Here is a 19,217-nt window from a genome sequence, read left to right as displayed (position 1 = left end):
CCTCGTCGCGCTTCGGTGCTCAGTCGCGGATGCTCGCGCCGAACCGCTGGGCCGCGACGGCGACGCCCGCCATCTTGGCCGCCGTGGCCTCCGCGGCGGTCAGGGTGCGGTCCGACGCGCGGAAACGAAGGGCGAAGCTGAGGCTCTTCTGCCCCTCGCCGAGCCCTTCGCCGCGGTAGTCGTCGACAAGACGCACCGATTCGAGCAGGTCGCCGGCACCTTCGGAGAGCGCGGTGCCCACCTCGGCCGCCGGAACCTCGACGCCGACGACGAGCGAGACGTCCTGTGTCGCTGCAGGGAACGTCGACAGCGACTCGACGACCACGCGCTCGCCCGCGAGGGTGAGAAGGCGATCGAGGTCGAGCTCGACGACGACGGCACGGCCGTGCAGATCCGCGTCCGCAGAGACCTGCGGATGCAGCTCGCCGACGTACCCGATCTCCTCGCCGTGCGCGCGCAGCACACCCGCGCGTCCCGGGTGCAGGGCTGCGCGCCGGGTCTGCGCGACATCGATCTCGGCACCGGCGGCCGCACCGATCACTCTGACGGCGTCGAGCGCGTCGGCGAGACCGGCGGGCTCAGCAGGACGGGCCGGCTGGCGCGGTGTGATGTTGCCGGTGATCAGCACGGCGAGGTGGCGCGGCTGCGGGGGGATCGCGGCGTTCAGGGCCGCCAGCGTCTCGTCGGACGGACGCTCGCCGAGCGGGGGGATGAAATCGGTGCCGTACTCGGCTCCCTCCGCCGGCGTGAAGACGACGCCGGTCTCGAAGATGGCGAGATCGGTCAACCCTCGTGCGATGTTGCGATGCGCGGTCTGCAGCATCCCGGGGATCAGCGAACGGCGCAGGAACGGCGCCTGGCCGTCGAGAGGGTTGGCCAGACGGATGCTCGGCAGATGCCCACCCGACGGCGAGCCGTGCAGGTCGTTCTGCTCCTCGGTGGTGAACGGGAACGCCGGGGTCTCCACGAAGCCCGCCGCCGCGAGCGCATCGGCCACGCGCTTGCGCCCCTGCTGAAGAAGGGTGTAGCCGCGTCCGGACGGCGGAACCGGGAGCACCGAAGGGATGCGGTCGAGTCCGTGGATGCGCGCGACCTCTTCGGCCAGCGTCCACTTGTCGGTCAGATCGGGCCGCCAGCTGGGCGGGATGACCCGCCACCCGGCATCCGTCATGGTGACTTCCGCACCGATCGTCTCGAGCGCACCGACGACCTCGTCGTCGGTGTAATCCACCCCGACGAGGCCGGATACGAACCCGCTGGGGAGGTCGATGGCCTCGATGAGGACCTCAGCGAACAGCGCGCCGCCCTCGTCGGTGAGCTCACCGCCCGCGAGCTCGACCATGAGGTCGGCCACGCGACGGGCCGCGGCGAACGGGATGAGCGGATCGACACCGCGCTCGAAGCGCTTGGAAGCCTCGCTGGGCAGCTTGTGCCTGCGGGCGGTGCGGGCGATCGAGACCTGGTCGAAGATCGCCGCTTCGATGAGCACGTTGCGGGTGCTGTCGCTCATCTCGGTGGCGCCGCCGCCCATGACACCGGCGAGGCCGATCGGCCCCGATTCGTCGGTGATGAGCAGGTCCTCGACGTGCAGCTCCCGCTCCTGGCCGTCGAGTGTGGTCATCCGCTCCCCCGGCGTCGCGCGGCGCACCGTGATGCCGCCCTTCAGCTTGTCGAGGTCGTAGCCGTGGATCGGGTTGCCGAGCTCGAGCATCACGTAGTTGGTGATGTCGATGAGCACGCCCAGTGAGCGCATGCCCGCCAGCGCCAGGCGCGCGATCATCCAGGGTGGCGTGGGGCGGGACGGGTCGACGCCGCGCACCACCCTGGCGACGAATTCGCCGGCACCCACCCGGCCGCGGATGGGACTGCGGTCGTCGACGACGACGGAGAAGCCGGAGCCCGGCTGAAGCTCGGCGAAGTCGCGCTCCGCGGGATCGCGGAACTCGCCGCCGGTGGCATGCGAGTACTCGCGGGCGACGCCTCGCAGCGAGAAGGCGTAGCCGCGGTCGGGCGTGACGTTGATCTCCACGGCGACGTCGTCGAGGTGCAGAAGCTCGATCGCGTCGGCGCCAACGGGGGCGTCGACGCCGATCTCGGACAGGATCAGGATGCCGTCGTGCTCGTCTCCCAGGCCCAACTCGCGCGCCGACGCGATCATGCCGTCGGAGACATGCCCGTAGGTCTTGCGGGCCGCGATCGGGAACGGGCCGGGCAGCACCGAGCCGGGCAGGGTCGCGACGATCTTGTCGCCGGCCGCGAAGTTGTGCGCCCCGCAGACGATGCCGCGCACGCCGCCGTTCGCCTCACCCACGTCGACCTGGCACCAGCGGATGGTCTTGCCGTTCTTCTGCGGCTCCTCCTCGAAGGAGAGCACCTGCCCGACGACGACGGGACCGGAGATCTCGAAGCGGTGGACGTCCTCCTCCTCGAAGCCGACCGTCACCAGCGACGCCAGAACGTCCTCAGGAGTAGCGCCGGGCGCCACATCCACGTATTCACGCAACCACGAAAGCGGGACGCGCATCACACCACCATCCCGAACTGCTCACTGAAGCGCACATCGCCCTCGGCCATGTCGCGCATGTCCTTCACATCGCTGCGGAACATCAGGGTCCGCTCGATCCCCATTCCGAACGCGAACCCGCTGTACTCCTCGGGATCGATCCCCGCGGCGCGCAGCACGTTCGGGTTCACCATGCCGCATCCGCCCCACTCGATCCAGCGCGCACCGCCCTTGAAGGTGGGATGCCACAGGTCGAGCTCCGCGGAGGGCTCGGTGAACGGGAAGTAGTTGGTTCGCAGCCGCGTCTTGGCCTCGGGACCGAACATCTGCCGCGCGAAGTGATCCAGCGTGCCCTTCAGATGGGCCATCGTGATGCCTTTGTCGATGACCAGCCCCTCGAACTGGCTGAACACCGGAAGGTGCGTGGCGTCGAACTCGTCGGTCCGGTAGGTGCGCCCCGGGCACAGCACGTAGATCGGCAGCTCGCGGTCGAGCATCGAGCGCACCTGCACCGGGCTCGTGTGCGTGCGCATGACCAGGTGACGAGCGGCAGGGTCGACGTAGAACGTGTCCTGCTCCTGACGCGCGGGGTGGTCCTCGTCGAAGTTCAGCGCGTCGAAGTTGAACCACTCGTGCTCGAGCTCCGGGCCTTCCGCGATCTCCCAGCCCATGCCGACGAAGACATCGCACACCTGCTCCTGCAGCAGGGTGAGCGGATGCCGGGCGCCGACGCGCGAACGGGAGGCTACGGCGGTGATGTCCACGCGCTCCGCCTCCAGGCGCGCGGCGGTCTCGGCCGCAGCCAGCTCCTCTTCCTTCGCGGCGAGGGCCTGCGTCACCCTTCCGCGGCCCTGTCCGATGAGCTTGCCGAACGTGGCCTTGTGCTCGGGAGCGACATGGCGCATGGACGCGTTCAGCACCGCGAGGGGCGAGCCCTCGGCGACATGTGCGGCGCGTACGGCCTTCAGCTCGGCGGTGTCGGCTGCGGACTCGATCGCGGCGACCGCTGCGGCGACCGCGGATTCCACCGCCTCGGGCGTGATTTCGGGAGTGTCGGACACGACATCAGAGTCTACCGGGGCACCGGACGCCACCCGTCACAGGACGACGCCTCCGATGCCGACCGGTCGCCTCACGGAGTGGGTGCGCCGCCGGCGCCGCCGGTTCCGCGCTGGAGCGCGATGAGCTCGGTGTCGGTCCCGCCGCCGTGGATGCGCGGATCGTCGTCGCCCTCGTCACGGGGGTACGCCTTCAGCTTCGGAGACCGGCGAGTGCGGATCTCGAGCCACTTCGCGATGCCGGAAAGGATGAGGCACATCACGATGTAGATGCCACCGATGATCAGCGCGGCCTGCAGGATCGGCCGGCCCTGCTGCGAGCTGAGCAGCTTGGCGTAGTACAGCAGCTCCTGGTAGGTGATGATGAACCCGAGAGCGGTGTCCTTCATCGCCACCACCAGCTGTGCCACGATGACCGGCAGCATGGCCCTGACCGCCTGCGGCAGCAGGATCAGCGCCATCACCCCGCTCTTGCGCAGGCCGATCGCATAGCCGGCCTCTCGCTGCCCGCGCGGCAGCGACTCGATGCCGGCTCGCAGCGCCTCAGCGAGGACCGATCCGTTGTACAGCATGAGTGCGATGACGACGGCCCAGTACGGGTCGGTCTTCACGCCGAGCGTCGGCAGGCCGTAGTAGAGGATCATCATCATGACGAGCACCGGCACGGCGCGGAACGCCTCGGTGACCACCGTCACCGGCACTCGAACCCACACGTGGTCGGAGACGCGCCCGATGGCGAGCAGGAAGCCCAGCGCGAGACTCAGGACGGCGGCCAGTGCGAAGGCGCGCAGGGTGTTCAGCAGCATCTGGCCGATCGACGACCACACGGCTGTATAGGTGAACACGTTCCACTTGGCCGCGCTGAACTGGTTGGTCAGCGAAAGGCGCCAGATGAGGAAGGCGATGATCGCGACGACCACGACGATGGTCGCGATCGCAAGGATCATGTTGCGGCGCCGGGCACGGGGGCCTGGGACGTCGAAGAGGACGGAGCTCATCGGGCGATCCTCCACCGGTTCTCGAGAGTTCGCTGCAGCCAGGTCAGCAGCAGCACCAGCGCGACGAAGATGACGGCGACCCAGAGCAGGACCTCCATCGGGCTGCCGGGGCGCGTGTGCGAGTTGGAGATCGTGGACTGCAACTGCGGAAGCACCGCGATCGAGAAGCCGGCGGCGACCGTGGTGTTCTTCAGCAGGGCGATGAACACGCTCATCATCGGCGGCACGACAGACCGGAACGCCTGCGGCAGCACGACCTGCGTCATCACCTGCCCGAAGGGCAGCCCGATGGCGCGCGCGGCTTCGGCCTGACCGACAGGGACGGTGTTGATACCGGCGCGCAGCGTCTCGGCGACGTATGTGGCGGTGTACACGCCGATAGCGAGGATGGCGAGCACCGTGTTCGACAGTGTGGGCAGCGCGAGGGCGCTGTACCCGAAGACGAAGAAGAAGAAGACGAGGGTCAGCGGGGTGTTGCGCACGAGTGTGACGTACGCCGTGCCGACCGCGCGCGCGATGGGCACCGGCGAGACCCGCATGGCACCCACGATGGTGCCGAGCACCAGGGCGATGATGCCGCCGAAGAAGAACACCAGCAGGGTGTACGTGATCCCCTCGCGCCACAGGTCGAGGTTGCCGAAGATGGCGTCCACGCGCCCTCCCTCTCTGAGATGACGGTGGGAAGCACGGCGGTGCGTGCTTCCCACCGATCAGGATTACTCGACCGCGTCGACTGCCGGCTGCTCGACCTCGATGCCCGACTGGCCGAGCGTCGCGTCGAAGATGGCCTGCCAGGTGTCGCCGCCCTCGGTGAACAGGGTGTTGATGTGCTCCAGCAGAGCGGTGTCGCCCTTAGGGATGCCGACGCCGTAGCGCTCCTCGGTGAACAGGCCGTCCAGCACCTTCAGCTCGTCGGGGTTCTGCGCGGCGTAGCCGATGAGGATGGCGGCGTCCGTGGTGACCGCATCGACCTTGCCGGCCAGCAGGTCCTCGACACACTGCGAGTAGATGTCGTACTCCTGCGTCTTGATCTCGGGGAAGTTCTCCTTGATGTTGGAGATCGGCGTGGAGCCCGTCGCCGAGCAGACCGTCATGCCGTTGAAGTCGGAGACGTCGTTCACCTCGGTCATCTCGCTGTCCGCGGAGACGAGGAAGCCCTGTCCGGTGACGAAGTAGGGACCCGCGAAGTCGATCTGCTCCTTGCGCGAGTCGGTGATCGAGTAGGTGCCGACGTAGTAGTCGATGTCGCCGTTCACGAGCGCCTGCTCGCGGTTGGCCGACGCGATCGGCTCGTACGTGATGTCGCCCTCTTCGAATCCGAGCGAGGCGGCGATCCAGCGGGCGATCTCGATGTCGAAGCCGCTGCGCTCACCGGTCGTCACGTCGAGGTAGCCGAGGTTGGGCTGGTCCTCTTTGACGCCGATCACGGGGCCGCCGCGCTCGACCATCGCATCGTAGGTCGGGCTGCCCTCGAGCGTGACGTCCTGGGCGACCTCGTACGTCGGCTTGTCTCCTTCGCCGCCGCCTTCTCCGCCGCCGCCCGGGCTCGTCGGGCTGCCGCTGTTGCAGGCGGTCAGGGCGAGCAGGGCGGTGGTGGCGATGCCGACCGCCGCCAGAGTCTTGGTGCGTCGCATGTGCGTCTCCTTCGTGTGCTGTGTTCGCAGGATCTCTGCGGAGGGAAGGTCAGTGGGTGAGCAGCTTCGAGAGGAAGTCCTTGGCCCTGTCGCTCTTCGGGTTCGTGAAGAACTCCTCGGGAGTCGCCTCCTCGACGATCTGCCCGTCGGCCATGAAGACCACGCGGTTCGCCGCCTTGCGGGCGAAGCCCATCTCATGGGTGACGACGATCATCGTCATGCCGTCCTTGGCGAGCCCGATCATCACGTCGAGCACCTCGTTGATCATCTCGGGGTCGAGCGCGCTGGTCGGCTCGTCGAACAGCATCACCTTCGGATGCATGGCCAGGGCGCGCGCGATCGCGACGCGCTGCTGCTGGCCGCCCGACAGCTGCGCCGGCAGCTTCGACGCCTGCTGGGCGACGCCGACGCGCTCGAGCAGCGCCATGGCCTCCTTCTCGGCGTCGGCCTTCTTCACGCCGCGCACCTTGATCGGCCCGAGAGTGACGTTCTCGAGGATCGTCAGGTGGGCGAAGAGGTTGAACGACTGGAACACCATCCCCACCTCGGCACGCAGGTGCGCGAGGCCCTTGCCCTCGGCGGGGAGGGGCTTGCCGTCGATGCTGATGGTTCCGCTCGTGATGGTCTCGAGCCGGTTGATCGTGCGGCACAGCGTCGACTTCCCGGATCCGGACGGCCCGATGACGACGACGACCTCGCCCTTGTCGACCGTGAGGTCGATGTCCTTCAGAGCCTGAAAATCACCGTAGTGCTTCTGCACGTTCTCGACCACCACGAGGGCGTCTCTGCTCTCTGCCATGAGAACAGACTAGGAGCAACCGGCCGGGCCCGCGAAGCGGCGTGCACGTGGTTACCGATTCGTGACCGCGGTTCTGCCGTTCGCGCGCTGTGCGAACGCGCTTTCGTAGAGGCAGACGCTCGCTGCGGTGGCAAGGTTCAGCGACTCGGCACGGCCGAAGATCGGAAGCCGCAGCGAGCGGTCGGCGAGCCCGAGGGCGTCCTCGTCGAGGCCTCGCGCCTCGTTGCCGAACAGCCAGGCGGTCGGTCGGTCCAGCACGCCGTCCGCGCGCGCGGCGAGGAGATCGTCGCCCTTCACGTCGGCGGCGAGCACCTGCAGGCCTGCGCTGTGGGCGCGCCTGATGACGTCGTAGAGGTCTCCCCCGACCGAGAGCGGCAGGTGGAACAGCGACCCCGTGGTCGAACGAACGACCTTGGGGTTGTACGGATCGACCGTGCGCCCTGTCAGCACCACGGCATCCGCACCCGCCGCATCCGCGGCCCGGATGATCGTGCCGAGGTTGCCGGGATCGCGCACCTCCTCGCAGATCGCGACGAGACGCGGGGATGCCCCGAAGATGTCGCGGACCGAGGTCGGGGTCTGCCTGGCGACCGCGACGATGCCCTGAGGTGTCACCGTGTCGGCCATCGCGGAGAGCACGTCCTCGGTGACGTACTCGACCTCGACGTCGGCATCCGCGGCCAGCGCTCGCACGTCGGCGTGCTTCTCCCACCCGGTCGGCGTCGCGAAGAGCTCGACGATGGCGTCGGGCAGGTAGGTGAGCGCCTCGCGGACCGCCTGGGGGCCCTCGAGCAGGAAGAGACCGGTTTCGGTGCGGGCGCTGCGCTTGGTCAGCTTGGCGACCGCGCGGACACGGGGCGATCGGGGGTTCTCGAGCACGACATCAGCTTAGGCCGTGCGGGATGCGCGAACGGGCGCCTCCCCGAAGGGAGACGCCCGTTTCTCGTCGATTCGATCAGGCAGCCGACTTCGGAGCGTTGACGTCCGAGGGCAGAGCCTTCTTCGCGGTCTCGACCAGCGACGCGAACGCGGCGGCGTCGGTCACGGCGAGCTCGGCGAGCATGCGACGGTCGACCTGCACGCCGGCGAGGCCGAGGCCCTGCATGAAGCGGTTGTAGGTGATGCCGTTCTGGCGGGCAGCGGCGTTGATGCGCTGGATCCACAGACGACGGAAGTCGCCCTTGCGCTTGCGACGGTCACGGTACGCGTAGACGAGCGAGTGGGTGACCTGCTCCTTCGCCTTGCGGTACAGACGCGAACGCTGGCCACGGTAACCCGAGGCACGCTCGAGGATGACGCGACGCTTCTTGTGCGCGTTGACTGCGCGCTTGACTCTTGCCATTTTCGTGTATTCCTATCCGTGCGCTCGGCGCTCAGCGACCGAGAAGCTTCTTCGCGACCTTGGTGTCGTTGGCCGACAGCACCTGGTCCTGGTTGAGGCGGCGGGTGCGGCGGCTCGACTTGTGCTCGAGGTTGTGGCGCATTCCGGCCTGCTGCTTCTTCAGCTTGCCGCTTCCGGTGATCTTGAAGCGCTTCTTCGCACCCGAGTGGGTCTTCTGCTTCGGCATCTTCTCTTCCTTCGTGTGGCGCCCAGCAGGGCGACGGTGGGTAACCCGCTGGGAGCGGGAGACTAGGGGCGGATCACTCCGCGGCCGGTGACGGGCCGGTGGTCTTCGCCTCGCGAGCGGCCTGCTTGCTGGCAGCACGCGCGGCGTTCTGCTCGGCCTTCGCCTCGGACTTGTTCTTGATGGGGGCGATGACCATCACCATGTTGCGACCGTCGATGGTCGGGTTCGACTCGACCGAGCCGAACTCCGCGACGTCCTCGGCGAACTTGCGCAGCAGCCGGACACCCTGCTCGGGGCGTGACTGCTCGCGGCCGCGGAACAGGATCATCGCCTTGACCTTGTCGCCCGCCTTCAGGAACCCCTCGGCGCGCTTGAGCTTGGTCGTGTAGTCGTGAGCCTCGATCTTCAGGCGGAAGCGGACCTCTTTGAGGATGGTGTTCGCCTGGTTGCGGCGGGCTTCCTTGGCCTTCTGCGCGGCCTCGTACTTGAACTTGCCGTAGTCCATGATCTTGACCACGGGCGGCTTGGAGTTCGGGGCGACCTCGACGAGATCGAGATCTGCCTCCTGTGCGAGACGCAGCGCCGCCTCGATGCGGACGACGCCGATCTGCTCACCCGCGGGGCCGACGAGGCGGACCTCGGGGACGCGGATGCGCTCATTGGTACGGGGATCGCTGATGCGGAGCTCCTTAGACGTGGTTTCGGCCACCGGGACGCGGTCCGCGCCTCGGGCGAAACAGAAGTCACCCCACCCATGCCGGCGTCTCAGAAGCCGGCTCCGTGCCCGTTCGCCGGTGCGAGCACCGGCCTACCGGCGTGAAGCCGGCGGAGCACAAGACCCGGTAGCCTGGAACGGCAAGCGCGGGTGGGAATTGAATCCTCTTTCGTATCGGAGCATGACACTCCGAAGCCCGCAGAAGTCTACCAGAAAGCACCACGAAGTGACGATTCCGGGATCGGATGCCGCAGACGACGAGCGCCACGAGCGCTGGGAGAAGCAGGAGGAGGCGGCTGAAGCCGCCACCAGGGACATCGCGGATGTCGCCGCCGTCGAGGTGATCACCACGACGGCCGTGCACCTGATGAGCGCGGCGGCAGTGAAGGTCGGACTCGCAGACGACCCCGAGAACCAGTTGGATCTCGACGAGGCGCGCAAGCTCATCAACGCGCTCGCGGGTCTCATCACGGCCGGGGCTCCGGAGATCAGCGATATGCACGCTCGCTCACTGCGCGATGGACTTCGCTCACTTCAGCTCGCGTTCCGCGAGGCGTCGGTGATCCCCGATCCGATCGGCAAGGGGCCCGGCGAGAAGTGGACGGGGCCGGTCAACTAATCCTCATTCCGCTTCGGCCGGGAGGTTCCCTGCGCTCGCAGAACGGGTGCCCCTCCCGCTGCGCGGGTCCCTCCCCGATGCTCGCTCCGGGAACCGCCCGGCCTCCGCTCCGTGCTGCTTGACCTTGGGGGGGGGGGAAGGATCGGCGGGGTCAGGGGGCGAGGACGATCGGAGTGGCCGTGCTGGGGCCACCGCAGGGCCCGGGTGAATGCGTCCAGTCGACCGAGCGCTCGGACTCATGCAGCAGAGCGCCCGTCGCGTCGTAGACGCGGATCGTGACGGACTCCGGCGCCGTCATCCCGACGCTGAACGCCCCGGCATCAGGACTTGGAACGGAGAGGTCCGTCGGGAGCGTCCGGTGCGCTCCGGGCTGTGGAGAGCAGCCCGCCTCCGTGCACAGCTGCACGAACGCGTCCTGACCGAAGGCGGTGGCGTCCACCTCGATGTGGTTGTTCCAACCGATCGCGGGGCAGACTTGCGTGTCCGGCGAGCACGCAGCAGCGAGCAGGCCTGCGAGGGCGAGGCCGACCACCGCGAGCACTCTGCGCATGACGGCACTCTAGCGATACGGGATCAGGCGGCCTTGGTGAGCTTCACGGTCAGCGAGTCGACGAGCACGGCGATGCGGTCGTCGGCCGCCCAGCGCTGAGCCAGACGCGCGAGCACCGCATCCAGCGTCTCGCGTTCGAGGCCGTCCGCCAGCTCGAGGGTGACGATCAGCTCCGGGCCTCGCATGCGCGCGTCGGGGTCTCCCGCGCCCACCGACACGTCGATCACCGCCAGCTCGTGCGCGACGCTCTGCTGGAGCGCCGTGAACACCTCCGGCGAAAGGAAGCTCGGTTCCCACCGCTGACCCTGGGCGATGGCCCACACCGCGGGCCGGCGGAGCACGAATTCGGTGTCGGACGCCGGGTCGAGCACGATCAGGTCGGTCTGCTCACTTGACGCCGACAGGGCCACACGCTTGGCCTCGACGGGGATCGGCCGCGCCGTGGCATCCCACCGTGCCATCGTCTCGACCGACGAGAAGACGGGCTGCACGCGGCGACCGTCGGGAGCGGCGACCGTGACGATCGAGAGCTCCTGCGTCTTGTCGACCTTCAGCCCGGTCGGGCCCACGCCCTCCTCGCCCTTCTCCGCGACGAGGGGCACGAGCACTCGCGCGTCACGGAACGCATCGACGACCTCGGCCTGGCTGCCTACCCCCGCGCGGAAGCTCAGCAGGGCCGAAAGGAGCGCGGGGTCTGCGGAGCCGTCATCCGCGGCGTGCGGGTTGGACTCGAAGCTGCGCCCCTCCCACGGCACTCCCGCCGAGTCGCCGACGTCGCCGTGCGAGTGGGGCGTGTCGTGATCGCAGCCGTCAGAAGCCGGCGACATCCAGCGCCTCGGCGAGGGTGAACTTGCCCGCGTACAGCGCCTTGCCGACGATGGCGCCTTCGACGCCGAGGTGCACGAGCTCGCGCAGCGCGGCGATGTCGTCCAGGCTCGAGATGCCGCCGGAGGCGATCACCGGCTTCGGGGTGCGCGAGGTGATCTCCCGCAGCAGGTCGAGGTTCGGGCCGCGCAGTGTTCCGTCCTTGGTGACGTCGGTGACGACGTAGCGGCTGCACCCGGCCTCCTCGAGACGCTCGAGCACCTCCCAGATGTCGCCGCCGTCCTTGGTCCATCCGCGCGCGGCGAGGGTGGTGCCGCGCACGTCGAGCCCGACGGCGACGGCCTCACCGTAGCGTCCGATGACGTCGGCCGCCCACTCGGGATTCTCCAGCGCCGCGGTGCCGAGGTTGATGCGGTTCGCACCCGATTCGAGCGCGGCCTCGAGACTCGCGTCGTCGCGGATGCCGCCGGAGAGCTCGACGTTCACGCCGCGGTACTGCTTGATGACCTTGCGCAGGATGCCCGCGTTGCTCCCGCGCCCGAACGCCGCATCCAGGTCGACGAGGTGGATCCACTGCGCGCCCTGGTCGACCCACTCGCCGGCGGCATCGACGGGGTCGCCGTAGCTGGTCTCCGTCCCGGCCTCGCCCTGCGTGAGGCGCACGGCCTTGCCGCCTGCGACATCGACCGCGGGCAGAAGGATCAGAGCGGGTGACTGTGCGAAATCGTTCATGACGTCCTAGTGAGGGGATTCGGGATGCCTCTGCGGGCACGAGAGACGAGACTAGTCCCGCAGCGCGCCGCGCTCAAACCCTCTTGGCTGATCAGAGCGACTCGACCCAGTTGCGCAGCAGGCGAATGCCCGCATCGCCGGACTTCTCGGGGTGGAACTGGGTCGCCGAGAGCGGCCCGTTCTCGACCGCAGCGAGGAAACGCTCCCCGTGCGTGGCCCAGGTCACGGCGGGCTGCGGGAACGGCGGGAGCACGTCGAGCTCCCAGGTCTTCGCCGCGAACGAATGCACGAAGTAGAAGCGCTCCTGCTCGATGCCACGGAACAGGACGCTGCCCTCTCCGGGCTCGACGGTGTTCCAGCCCATGTGGGGCAGGGCCGGGGAGTCGAGCTCGGTCACCGACCCCGGCCACTCCCCCAGGCCGTCCGTGTTCTGCCCGCGTTCCACTCCACGTTCGAACATCACCTGCATGCCGACGCAGATGCCGAGCACCGGGCGGCCTCCGGCGAGGCGGCGCTCGATGATCTCGTCGCCGCCGCGCGCGTGCAACGCCTCCCGCACCGCGGCGAACGCGCCGACGCCCGGGACAAGGAGCCCGTCCGCCTCCAGTGCGGCGGTGCGATCTCCGGTCAGCTCGACGTCCGCGCCGGCGGCGTCGAGCGCCTTCACCGCGGAATGCACGTTGCCCGACTCGTAGTCGAAGACGGCGACGCGGGGTCTGCGATTCACAGTGCGCCCTTCGTCGATGGAATGCCCTCGACGAGCGGGTCGAGGGCCTTGGCCTGCCGGAAGGCGCGAGCGAACGCCTTGAACTCCGCCTCGGCGATGTGGTGCGGGTCGCGACCGCCCAGGACGCGCACGTGCACGGTGAGGCCGGCGTGGAAGGTGATCGCCTCGAAGGCGTGACGCACCAGAGAACCGGTGAAGTGGCCGCCGATCAGGTGGAACTCGAATCCGTCCGGCTCGCCCTGGTGCACCAGGAAGGGCCGGCCCGAGACATCCACGACAGCCTGGGCCAGGGCCTCGTCCAAAGGCACCAGGGCGTCGCCGTACCGCGAGATGCCCGCCTTGTCGCCGAGCGCATCGCGGATGGCCCGACCCAGCACGATCGAGGTGTCCTCGACGGTGTGGTGCGCGTCGATGTGCGTGTCGCCGGAGGCCCGCACCGTCAGGTCGGTCAGCGAGTGCTTGGCGAACGCAGTAAGCATGTGGTCGAAGAACGGCACCGAGGTGTCGATGGTGCTGCGGCCGGTGCCGTCGAGGTTCACCTCGACCTCGACGGTCGACTCCGAGGTGCTGCGGGTGCGACGGGCGGTGCGTGCGCTCATGACGCCGATCCTATCGAGGCTGTCGGCGCGGGATCGGCGATCGAGGCCAGCGCCTCGAGGAACGCGGTGGTCTCCGCCTCGGTGCCGGCGGTCACGCGAAGGTGACCGGGGATGCCGACGTCGCGGATCAGCACGCCTCGCTCGTAGAGTCCCTGCCACACGGCCCTCGGGTCGTCGACGCCGCCGAACAGCACGAAGTTCGACCACGACTCGTGCGGCTTGTAGCCGAGCGCCACGAGGGTGGCCGAGATGCGGTCACGCTGCTCGACGATCTCGTCGACCATCCGCAGCATCGTCGACGAGCTGCGCAGTGCGGCGATGGCGGCCGCCTGCGTGAGCGCGCTGAGGTGGTAAGGCAGGCGAACGAGGCGCAGCGCATCGACGAACGCGGCGTCCGCGGCGAGGTAGCCGACTCTCGCGCCGGCGAACGCGAAGGCCTTGCTCATCGTGCGCGACACGGCGAGTCTCGGGCGCCCCTCGAGCAGTGTGAGAGCGGAAGGCGCGTCGTGGGGTGCGAACTCGTGATACGCCTCGTCGACGACCACCACGCCGCGGGCGGCGTCATAGACGGCCTCGACCACTTCGAGCCCGAGCGGAGTGCCGGTCGGGTTGTTGGGCGAGCACAGTAGCACCACGTCGGGGTCTGCCGCACGCACCTGCCGTGCGGCGTCCTCCGCAGATATCGAATAGTCGTCGTCACGGTCCCCGACCACCCATCGAGCGCCCGTGCCCTGCGCGAGCAGCGGGTACATCGAATAGGTCGGCCCGAATCCGAAGACCGTGCGCCCCGGTCCGGCGAATGCCTGCAGGATGTGCTGCAGCACTTCGTTGGAGCCGTTGCCCGCCCAGATGCGGTCAGCGGTCAGACCGTGCCCGAGATAGTCGGCGAAACCCTCTCGCAGTGAGGTGAACTCCCGGTCCGGATAGCGGTTCACGTCCCGCAGCGCCCTGGCGATGCCGTCGAGGATGTCGTCGGCCACCTCGTCCGGCACAGGATGGGTGTTCTCGTTCACGTTCAGCGCGACCGGCAGCGGCGCCTGCGGCGCGCCATACGGAATCAGCCCGCGAAGATCTTCGCGGAGGGGCAGATCGTCAAGAGAAGTCACCCTTCCCATGGTAGAGCGCGTCGTTCGACGTGCTCCGCGCGTGACGTCACACGCCTCAGTCCGTGTACTCGGCCGGAAGTGCGAGCGTGGTGCCCGTTTGGACCATGCCGCTGGGGAGACTGTTGAGACGCATGATGTCGTCGATGACCTCGCGCGGATCGGCGTCGGGCGCCGCATCTGCGGCGATCGACCAGAGCGTGTCACCCGGCATCACCGTGACCGTCTCGAAGGACGTCGCCGGCGCTTGCTCGCCGGACGCGATCGCGGAGCCGCCCGCCAGCGCGGAGAAGACGACGCCGGCCGCGAGCGGCGCCGAGGCGACCGCGAGGAGCACGCGACGGCCACGAGCCGTCAGGCGAAGCCGCGTCGCCCGAACGGGTGCGGTCATCGGCTGCTGAACGCTGGTGGTGGTGCTCATGAGCTGCTCCTCTTCTCTCCCACTTCGACGGCGGGAAGCTTTCGCATCCGGCATTCGGCCGGGAATGCCGGATGCGAAGCTGTGTTCCGAACCTATCTTCGATATCGAACATCTGTCAAGAATTCTTCGAACTTCCGTTCCGGATTCGCCCGACACGCTCGAACAGATCTTCCGAATCCGGCGAAATCTCGGATACGGTTTCGATAACCACAGCCCATCACGGGCCACCGACATTCGAACCGGACGCGTCGACAGAGCGCATGGAGGACCAGCATGAGCGAGAACCCGGCCCCGGCATCCGAGGCGCCGCGCACGCGCCGGCGCAAGAATCTGAGCGCCAAGCAGATGGCGATCCTCGAGGTCATCCAGACCTCGATCGCACGTCACGGCTACCCGCCCAGCATGCGTGAGATCGGCGACGCCGTCGGCCTCAAGTCGCTGTCGAGCGTCACGCATCAGCTCGGTCAGCTCGAGCTGAGCGGCTATCTGCGCCGCGACCCCGGCAAGACCCGCGCGATGGAGGTGCTCATCGACCTGCCCGGCGCGAGCACCGAGAATCCGGCCGACAGCGCACCCTCGGTCGGTGACGCCGCGCTGGTGCCGCTGGTGGGACAGATCGCGGCAGGCGTGCCGATCACGGCCGAGCAGCAGGTCGAGGAGATCTTCCCGCTCCCCCGGCAGCTGGTGGGCAAGGGCGAGCTGTTCATGCTCAAGGTGAACGGCGATTCCATGATCGACGCGGCGATCTGCGACGGCGACTGGGTCGTGATCCGCACGCAGAACACCGCCGAGAACGGCGAGATCGTCGCCGCCATGCTGGACGGCGAGGCGACGGTGAAGACATTCCGTCAGCGCGACGGCCACACCTGGCTGCTGCCCCGCAACTCCTCGTTCGAGCCCATCCTCGGCGATGACGCCGTGGTGCTCGGGAAGGTGGTGGCGGTGCTGCGCGCCGTCTGACTCCGACACGAAGAACGTCCCGCACGGAGCATCCGTGCGGGACGTTCTTCATCTCGTGGCTCAGGCCGGGACGACCGCGTCCTCGCGCACTCGTCGGGTCGCCTCGACGATGTTCCGCAGCGATGCCACGGTCTCGTCGTAGCCGCGCGTCTTCAGCCCGCAGTCCGGGTTGACCCACAGCTGGTGCAGCGGGAGCTCGTCGACGGCCCTGCGAAGAAGCGACTCGATCTCTTCGACGCTCGGCACACGTGGCGAGTGGATGTCGTAGACACCGGGTCCGATGCCGTGGTCGAAGCCCGCGGCGGCGACCTCGGCAACCACCTCCATGCGGCTGCGCGCCGCCTCGATCGAGGTGACGTCGGCATCCAGCGCGCGGATCGCGTCGATGACGACGCCGAACTCCGAGTAACAGAGGTGCGTGTGCACCTGCGTCGCCGCCTCGGCCCCGCCGGTGGCGAGACGGAAGGAGCGCACCGACCAGTCGAGGTAGGCGGGCTGGTCGGCCTTCTTCAACGGAAGGAGCTCGCGCAGCGCCGGCTCGTCGACCTGGATGATCGCGATGCCTGCTGCCTCGAGATCGGCGATCTCGTCGCGCAGGGCGAGGGCCACCTGATTGGCGGTCTCTCCGAGCGGCTGGTCATCGCGCACGAACGACCAGGCGAGGATCGTCACCGGGCCGGTGAGCATGCCCTTGACCGGCTTCACGCTCAGCGACTGGGCGTACGACGCCCAGGACACCGTGATCGGCGCGGGCCGCGAGACGTCGCCCCACAGGATCGAGGGACGAGTGGCGCGGGAGCCGTAGGACTGCACCCAGCCGTTCTCGGTCACCGCGAAGCCGTCGAGGTTCTCCGCGAAGTACTGCACCATGTCGTTGCGCTCGGGCTCGCCGTGCACGAGCACGTCGAGGCCGAGGTCCTCCTGCAGCGCGACGACGCGATCGATCTCAGCCTTGAGGAAGGCCTCGTAGTCGTCCTGCGGAAGCTCGCCGCGGGTGAACTGCGCGCGGGCACGACGGATGTCGCCCGTCTGCGGGAAGGATCCGATCGTCGTCAACGGCAGGGACGGCAGCGCCAGGGACTCCTGCGCGGCCTCACGCTCCTCGTAGGTGACACGTGAGAAGTCAGCCTCCGCCAGCTCGCGCCGGCGCACGGCGCCGTCTCGCACACCCGGCGCACCGTGCCGGTCGGCGAGCGCGGCGGTCGCGGCGTCGAGTTCCTCGGCGATCGCATCTCGTCCCGCTCCGAGGCCGTCGGCCAGCGTGACGATCTGACCGACCTTCTGATCGGCGAACGCCAGCCACGACACCAGACGTGGATCGAGCTTGGTTTCATCCTGAACGTCGTGCGGCACGTGAAGAAGCGAGGTGGACGTCGACGCCGAGACGGACGCCGCACCGAGGTCGCGCAGCGCCTCGAGCTTCGCGAAGGCACCGTCGAGGTCGCCGCGCCAGATGTTGTGGCCGTCTACCACACCGCCGACGAGCGTCTTGCCGCCCAGCTCGGGGAGCTTCGCCGGCACCGACCCGCGGACCAGGTCGACGCCGATCGCCTCGATGGGCGCGGTGGCGAGCACCTCGAGCACCTCGCCGAGTGCCGCATAGGGAGCGGAGACGAAGATCGACGGGCGCTCCGCCCTACCGCCGAGCACGGCCAGGGCGCGTTGAGCCGCATCGGCGAGCTCCGTCGTCGACGCCGGCAGCGACTCGCTGACCAGCGCGGGCTCGTCGAGCTGCACCCACGCCGCTCCTGCTGCCTTCAGCTTCGCGAGCAGCTCGACGTACACGGCGACCACGTCGTCCAGACGGGACAGAGGATCGAAGCCAACGGGGGCGGCATCCGACGCCTTGGCCAGTGCGAGGAGCGTGACCGGTCCGACGATGACGGGGCGGGTGCGGTAACCGGCATCCGCGGCCTCGACGACCTCACGCACGAGCCGGTCGCTGGAGAGCGAGAACACCGTCTCTGGGCCGATCTCGGGTACGAGGTAGTGGTAGTTGGAGTCGAACCACTTGGTCATCTCCAGCGGCGCCCGGTCGCCTTCGCCCCGGGCGATCGTGAAGTAGGCGGGCAGCCCGATGGTTCCGTCGCTCGAACGCAGGTCTTCGAAGCGGGCGGGAACAGCCCCGACGGTTACGGCGGCGTCGAGCACCTGGTCGTAGTACGAGAACGACTCGGGGATCGAGGAGTCCTCACGTCCGAGGCCCAGCTCGGCGAGGCGCGCACGGTTCGCCGCTCGCAGCTCTGCTGCGGATGCCTCGAGGGCGCTCTCGTCGATTCGGCCGGCCCAGAACGCCTCGACGACCTTCTTCAGCTCACGGCGACGGCCGATCCGGGGATAGCCGAGGATCGTCCCGGCGGGGAAAGCGGTCATGGGTTTCCTTTCACTGCGGAGGAGAGCTCGCGCTCGGGGATGATCCCGGCCCGAGCGAGCACGTCGAGCACGGTGTCGTGCTGGTTGAAGGCGTACAGGTGCACGCCGGGGGCGCCGCCGTCGACGACGTCCCGTGCGAGGTCGGCAGCCCACTCGATCCCGATCTGCCTGCGCCCCTCGGGTGTCGGCTCCACCTCGAGCGCTATGGACAGCTCGCCCGGCAGCTCCTCACCCGTGAGGTCGAGCACACGCGCGAGCCGGGCAGGAGAGGTGATGGGCATGATGCCGGGCAGGATCGGGATGGTCACGCCCGCGCGACGCGCGCGCTCCACGAACGCCAGATAGTGGTCGGGGTGGAAGAACAGCTGCGTGATCGCGAGAGTGGCGCCGGCGGCCTGCTTGGCGAGCAGGGCGTCGACGTGCTGACTGCTGTACGCCGAGCGGGGGTGCCCGTTCGGGAACGCCGCCACGGCGATGCTCACCTTGCGCCGCGGTGCGACGCGGACCGCGCCGGGATTGCCCGGCACCGGCGACTCCTCATAAGGAGCGCGCTCGGCCTGCACGCGGTCGATCAGCTGGACCAGCTGCGCCGAGCTCTCCAGGTCGCCAAGGAAGGGCTCACCCTCGTCGTGACCCGCGGGCGGGTCGCCGCGCAGGGCGAGGAAGCTGAGGATGCCGGCGTCCAGGAACTCGCGGATGAGACGTGCCGCCCCCGCGTAGGTGTTTCCCACACAGGTGAGGTGGGCGAGAGGCTCGACCGAGGTGCGACTGCGGATGTAGCGCAGCACGTCGAGGGAACGCCCGCCCGTCGACCCACCCGCGCCGTACGTCACGGAGAGGAAGTCGGGGCCGGCGTCGGCGAGCCGGTCGATCGTCGCGTGCAGCGCGGAGGCGGAGTCGGCTGAACGCGGCGGATACAGCTCGAAGGAGAACGGGACGCGACTCACGGCATTCTCCTCACTGGCGTCGATTGCGTGTCTTCAGCACGGTAGAGCAGCCTCGATCAAGGCCGCACGTGTGTGACGCCGTGTGT

At 68.7% G+C, this 19,217-nt stretch carries 21 protein-coding genes; 2 read left to right on the top strand and 19 right to left on the bottom strand.

Annotation, left to right across the window (positions count from 1 at the left end):
- Positions 1 to 19 precede the first annotated feature (19 nt).
- The 10 genes from pheT to infC form a co-directional block, all read right to left on the bottom strand.
- Complete coding sequence (gene pheT / locus RIN43_RS11750) at positions 20 to 2,524, bottom strand: phenylalanine--tRNA ligase subunit beta (RefSeq protein ID WP_309129110.1); 2,505 nt, start codon at positions 2,522 to 2,524, stop codon at positions 20 to 22.
- Positions 2,524 to 3,564 carry a phenylalanine--tRNA ligase subunit alpha gene (pheS, locus tag RIN43_RS11745; RefSeq protein ID WP_309129109.1) on the bottom strand — a complete coding sequence of 347 codons (1,041 nt, stop codon included), beginning with the start codon at positions 3,562 to 3,564 and terminating at the stop codon, positions 2,524 to 2,526. The genes pheT and pheS overlap by 1 nt, the downstream gene beginning before the upstream one ends.
- A gap of 71 nt (positions 3,565 to 3,635) precedes the next feature.
- Positions 3,636 to 4,559, bottom strand: a complete 924-nt coding sequence (locus RIN43_RS11740; protein ID WP_309129108.1) for an amino acid ABC transporter permease — start codon at positions 4,557 to 4,559, stop codon at positions 3,636 to 3,638.
- Positions 4,556 to 5,212 carry an amino acid ABC transporter permease gene (locus RIN43_RS11735; protein ID WP_309129107.1) on the bottom strand — a complete coding sequence of 219 codons (657 nt, stop codon included), beginning with the start codon at positions 5,210 to 5,212 and terminating at the stop codon, positions 4,556 to 4,558. Before RIN43_RS11735 ends, RIN43_RS11740 begins: the two co-directional genes overlap by 4 nt.
- Before the next feature lie 63 nt (positions 5,213 to 5,275).
- Positions 5,276 to 6,193: a glutamate ABC transporter substrate-binding protein gene (locus tag RIN43_RS11730; RefSeq protein ID WP_309129106.1), complete on the bottom strand. Its 918-nt coding sequence runs from the start codon at positions 6,191 to 6,193 to the stop codon at positions 5,276 to 5,278.
- Positions 6,194 to 6,242: 49 nt separating this feature from the next.
- Complete coding sequence (locus tag RIN43_RS11725) at positions 6,243 to 6,992, bottom strand: amino acid ABC transporter ATP-binding protein (RefSeq protein WP_309129105.1); 750 nt, start codon at positions 6,990 to 6,992, stop codon at positions 6,243 to 6,245.
- A gap of 51 nt (positions 6,993 to 7,043) precedes the next feature.
- Positions 7,044 to 7,871 carry an RNA methyltransferase gene (locus RIN43_RS11720; protein ID WP_309129104.1) on the bottom strand — a complete coding sequence of 276 codons (828 nt, stop codon included), beginning with the start codon at positions 7,869 to 7,871 and terminating at the stop codon, positions 7,044 to 7,046.
- Positions 7,872 to 7,947: 76 nt separating this feature from the next.
- Positions 7,948 to 8,334, bottom strand: coding sequence for a 50S ribosomal protein L20 (gene rplT, locus RIN43_RS11715; RefSeq protein ID WP_309129103.1), 387 nt, complete (start codon positions 8,332 to 8,334; stop codon positions 7,948 to 7,950).
- A gap of 31 nt (positions 8,335 to 8,365) precedes the next feature.
- Positions 8,366 to 8,560, bottom strand: a complete 195-nt coding sequence (gene rpmI, locus RIN43_RS11710) for a 50S ribosomal protein L35 (RefSeq protein ID WP_309129102.1) — start codon at positions 8,558 to 8,560, stop codon at positions 8,366 to 8,368.
- Between the two features lie 73 nt (positions 8,561 to 8,633).
- Entirely contained in the window at positions 8,634 to 9,269 is a 636-nt protein-coding gene (gene infC, locus RIN43_RS11705; protein WP_309129101.1) for a translation initiation factor IF-3, read from the bottom strand.
- A gap of 238 nt (positions 9,270 to 9,507) precedes the next feature.
- On the opposite strand from infC, the gene RIN43_RS11700 reads away from it, so the two are divergent.
- On the top strand, positions 9,508 to 9,894 hold the full coding sequence (locus tag RIN43_RS11700) for a DUF1844 domain-containing protein (RefSeq protein WP_375163742.1): 387 nt from the start codon (positions 9,508 to 9,510) through the stop codon (positions 9,892 to 9,894).
- Positions 9,895 to 10,045: 151 nt separating this feature from the next.
- Here RIN43_RS11700 and RIN43_RS11695 read toward each other — a convergent pair whose 3' ends face one another.
- From RIN43_RS11695 to RIN43_RS11665, 7 genes are all read right to left on the bottom strand, one after another.
- Positions 10,046 to 10,444: a hypothetical protein gene (locus tag RIN43_RS11695; RefSeq protein WP_309129099.1), complete on the bottom strand. Its 399-nt coding sequence runs from the start codon at positions 10,442 to 10,444 to the stop codon at positions 10,046 to 10,048.
- A 23-nt stretch (positions 10,445 to 10,467) separates the two neighbouring features.
- Positions 10,468 to 11,271 (bottom strand): SseB family protein, encoded by an 804-nt coding sequence (locus tag RIN43_RS11690; protein ID WP_309129098.1) that lies wholly within the window; start codon positions 11,269 to 11,271, stop codon positions 10,468 to 10,470.
- On the bottom strand, positions 11,255 to 12,001 hold the full coding sequence (gene priA / locus RIN43_RS11685) for a bifunctional 1-(5-phosphoribosyl)-5-((5-phosphoribosylamino)methylideneamino)imidazole-4-carboxamide isomerase/phosphoribosylanthranilate isomerase PriA (RefSeq protein WP_309129097.1): 747 nt from the start codon (positions 11,999 to 12,001) through the stop codon (positions 11,255 to 11,257). Before priA ends, RIN43_RS11690 begins: the two co-directional genes overlap by 17 nt.
- A 91-nt stretch (positions 12,002 to 12,092) precedes the next feature.
- Complete coding sequence (gene hisH / locus RIN43_RS11680; protein ID WP_309129096.1) at positions 12,093 to 12,728, bottom strand: imidazole glycerol phosphate synthase subunit HisH; 636 nt, start codon at positions 12,726 to 12,728, stop codon at positions 12,093 to 12,095.
- A complete protein-coding gene (hisB, locus tag RIN43_RS11675) occupies positions 12,725 to 13,327 on the bottom strand; it encodes an imidazoleglycerol-phosphate dehydratase HisB (protein WP_309129095.1) in 603 nt (200 codons plus the stop codon). Before hisB ends, hisH begins: the two co-directional genes overlap by 4 nt.
- A complete protein-coding gene (locus RIN43_RS11670) occupies positions 13,324 to 14,442 on the bottom strand; it encodes a histidinol-phosphate transaminase (protein WP_309129094.1) in 1,119 nt (372 codons plus the stop codon). The genes hisB and RIN43_RS11670 overlap by 4 nt, the downstream gene beginning before the upstream one ends.
- 46 nt (positions 14,443 to 14,488) lie before the next feature.
- The gene (locus RIN43_RS11665; RefSeq protein WP_309129093.1) at positions 14,489 to 14,851 is read right to left on the bottom strand and encodes a LysM peptidoglycan-binding domain-containing protein; all 363 of its coding nucleotides are present in this window, start codon (positions 14,849 to 14,851) and stop codon (positions 14,489 to 14,491) included.
- Positions 14,852 to 15,124: 273 nt separating this feature from the next.
- Here RIN43_RS11665 and lexA point away from each other — a divergent pair, with 273 nt between their 5' ends.
- Positions 15,125 to 15,811, top strand: a complete 687-nt coding sequence (gene lexA, locus RIN43_RS11660) for a transcriptional repressor LexA (RefSeq protein ID WP_309129092.1) — start codon at positions 15,125 to 15,127, stop codon at positions 15,809 to 15,811.
- A 60-nt stretch (positions 15,812 to 15,871) separates the two neighbouring features.
- Here lexA and metE read toward each other — a convergent pair whose 3' ends face one another.
- The gene (metE, locus tag RIN43_RS11655; protein WP_309129091.1) at positions 15,872 to 18,184 is read right to left on the bottom strand and encodes a 5-methyltetrahydropteroyltriglutamate--homocysteine S-methyltransferase; all 2,313 of its coding nucleotides are present in this window, start codon (positions 18,182 to 18,184) and stop codon (positions 15,872 to 15,874) included.
- Positions 18,181 to 19,131, bottom strand: coding sequence for a methylenetetrahydrofolate reductase (locus RIN43_RS11650; RefSeq protein ID WP_309129090.1), 951 nt, complete (start codon positions 19,129 to 19,131; stop codon positions 18,181 to 18,183). The genes metE and RIN43_RS11650 overlap by 4 nt, the downstream gene beginning before the upstream one ends.
- Positions 19,132 to 19,217 lie beyond the last annotated feature (86 nt).

Source organism: Microbacterium sp. (assembly GCF_031178445.1).
In the GTDB taxonomy this organism is placed as follows: Bacteria; Actinomycetota; Actinomycetes; order Actinomycetales; family Microbacteriaceae; genus Microbacterium.
The sequence above is the reverse complement of the archived record's forward strand: the minus strand, read 5'-3'. Positions and strand labels throughout refer to the sequence as shown.

What these genes read in the sequence shown, in the direction of transcription:
- pheT (WP_309129110.1), bottom strand. Translation starts at nt 2,524, where the DNA reads ATGCGCGTCCCGCTTTCGTGGTTGCGTGAATACGTGGATGTGGCGCCC.
- RIN43_RS11740 (WP_309129108.1), bottom strand. Translation starts at nt 4,559, where the DNA reads ATGAGCTCCGTCCTCTTCGACGTCCCAGGCCCCCGTGCCCGGCGCCGC.
- RIN43_RS11730 (WP_309129106.1), bottom strand. Translation starts at nt 6,193, where the DNA reads ATGCGACGCACCAAGACTCTGGCGGCGGTCGGCATCGCCACCACCGCC.
- RIN43_RS11725 (WP_309129105.1), bottom strand. Translation starts at nt 6,992, where the DNA reads ATGGCAGAGAGCAGAGACGCCCTCGTGGTGGTCGAGAACGTGCAGAAG.
- rplT (WP_309129103.1), bottom strand. Translation starts at nt 8,334, where the DNA reads ATGGCAAGAGTCAAGCGCGCAGTCAACGCGCACAAGAAGCGTCGCGTC.
- rpmI (WP_309129102.1), bottom strand. Translation starts at nt 8,560, where the DNA reads ATGCCGAAGCAGAAGACCCACTCGGGTGCGAAGAAGCGCTTCAAGATC.
- RIN43_RS11695 (WP_309129099.1), bottom strand. Translation starts at nt 10,444, where the DNA reads ATGCGCAGAGTGCTCGCGGTGGTCGGCCTCGCCCTCGCAGGCCTGCTC.
- RIN43_RS11690 (WP_309129098.1), bottom strand. Translation starts at nt 11,271, where the DNA reads ATGTCGCCGGCTTCTGACGGCTGCGATCACGACACGCCCCACTCGCAC.
- priA (WP_309129097.1), bottom strand. Translation starts at nt 12,001, where the DNA reads ATGAACGATTTCGCACAGTCACCCGCTCTGATCCTTCTGCCCGCGGTC.
- hisB (WP_309129095.1), bottom strand. Translation starts at nt 13,327, where the DNA reads ATGAGCGCACGCACCGCCCGTCGCACCCGCAGCACCTCGGAGTCGACC.
- RIN43_RS11670 (WP_309129094.1), bottom strand. Translation starts at nt 14,442, where the DNA reads ATGGGAAGGGTGACTTCTCTTGACGATCTGCCCCTCCGCGAAGATCTT.
- RIN43_RS11665 (WP_309129093.1), bottom strand. Translation starts at nt 14,851, where the DNA reads ATGAGCACCACCACCAGCGTTCAGCAGCCGATGACCGCACCCGTTCGG.
- lexA (WP_309129092.1), top strand. Translation starts at nt 15,125, where the DNA reads ATGAGCGAGAACCCGGCCCCGGCATCCGAGGCGCCGCGCACGCGCCGG.
- metE (WP_309129091.1), bottom strand. Translation starts at nt 18,184, where the DNA reads ATGACCGCTTTCCCCGCCGGGACGATCCTCGGCTATCCCCGGATCGGC.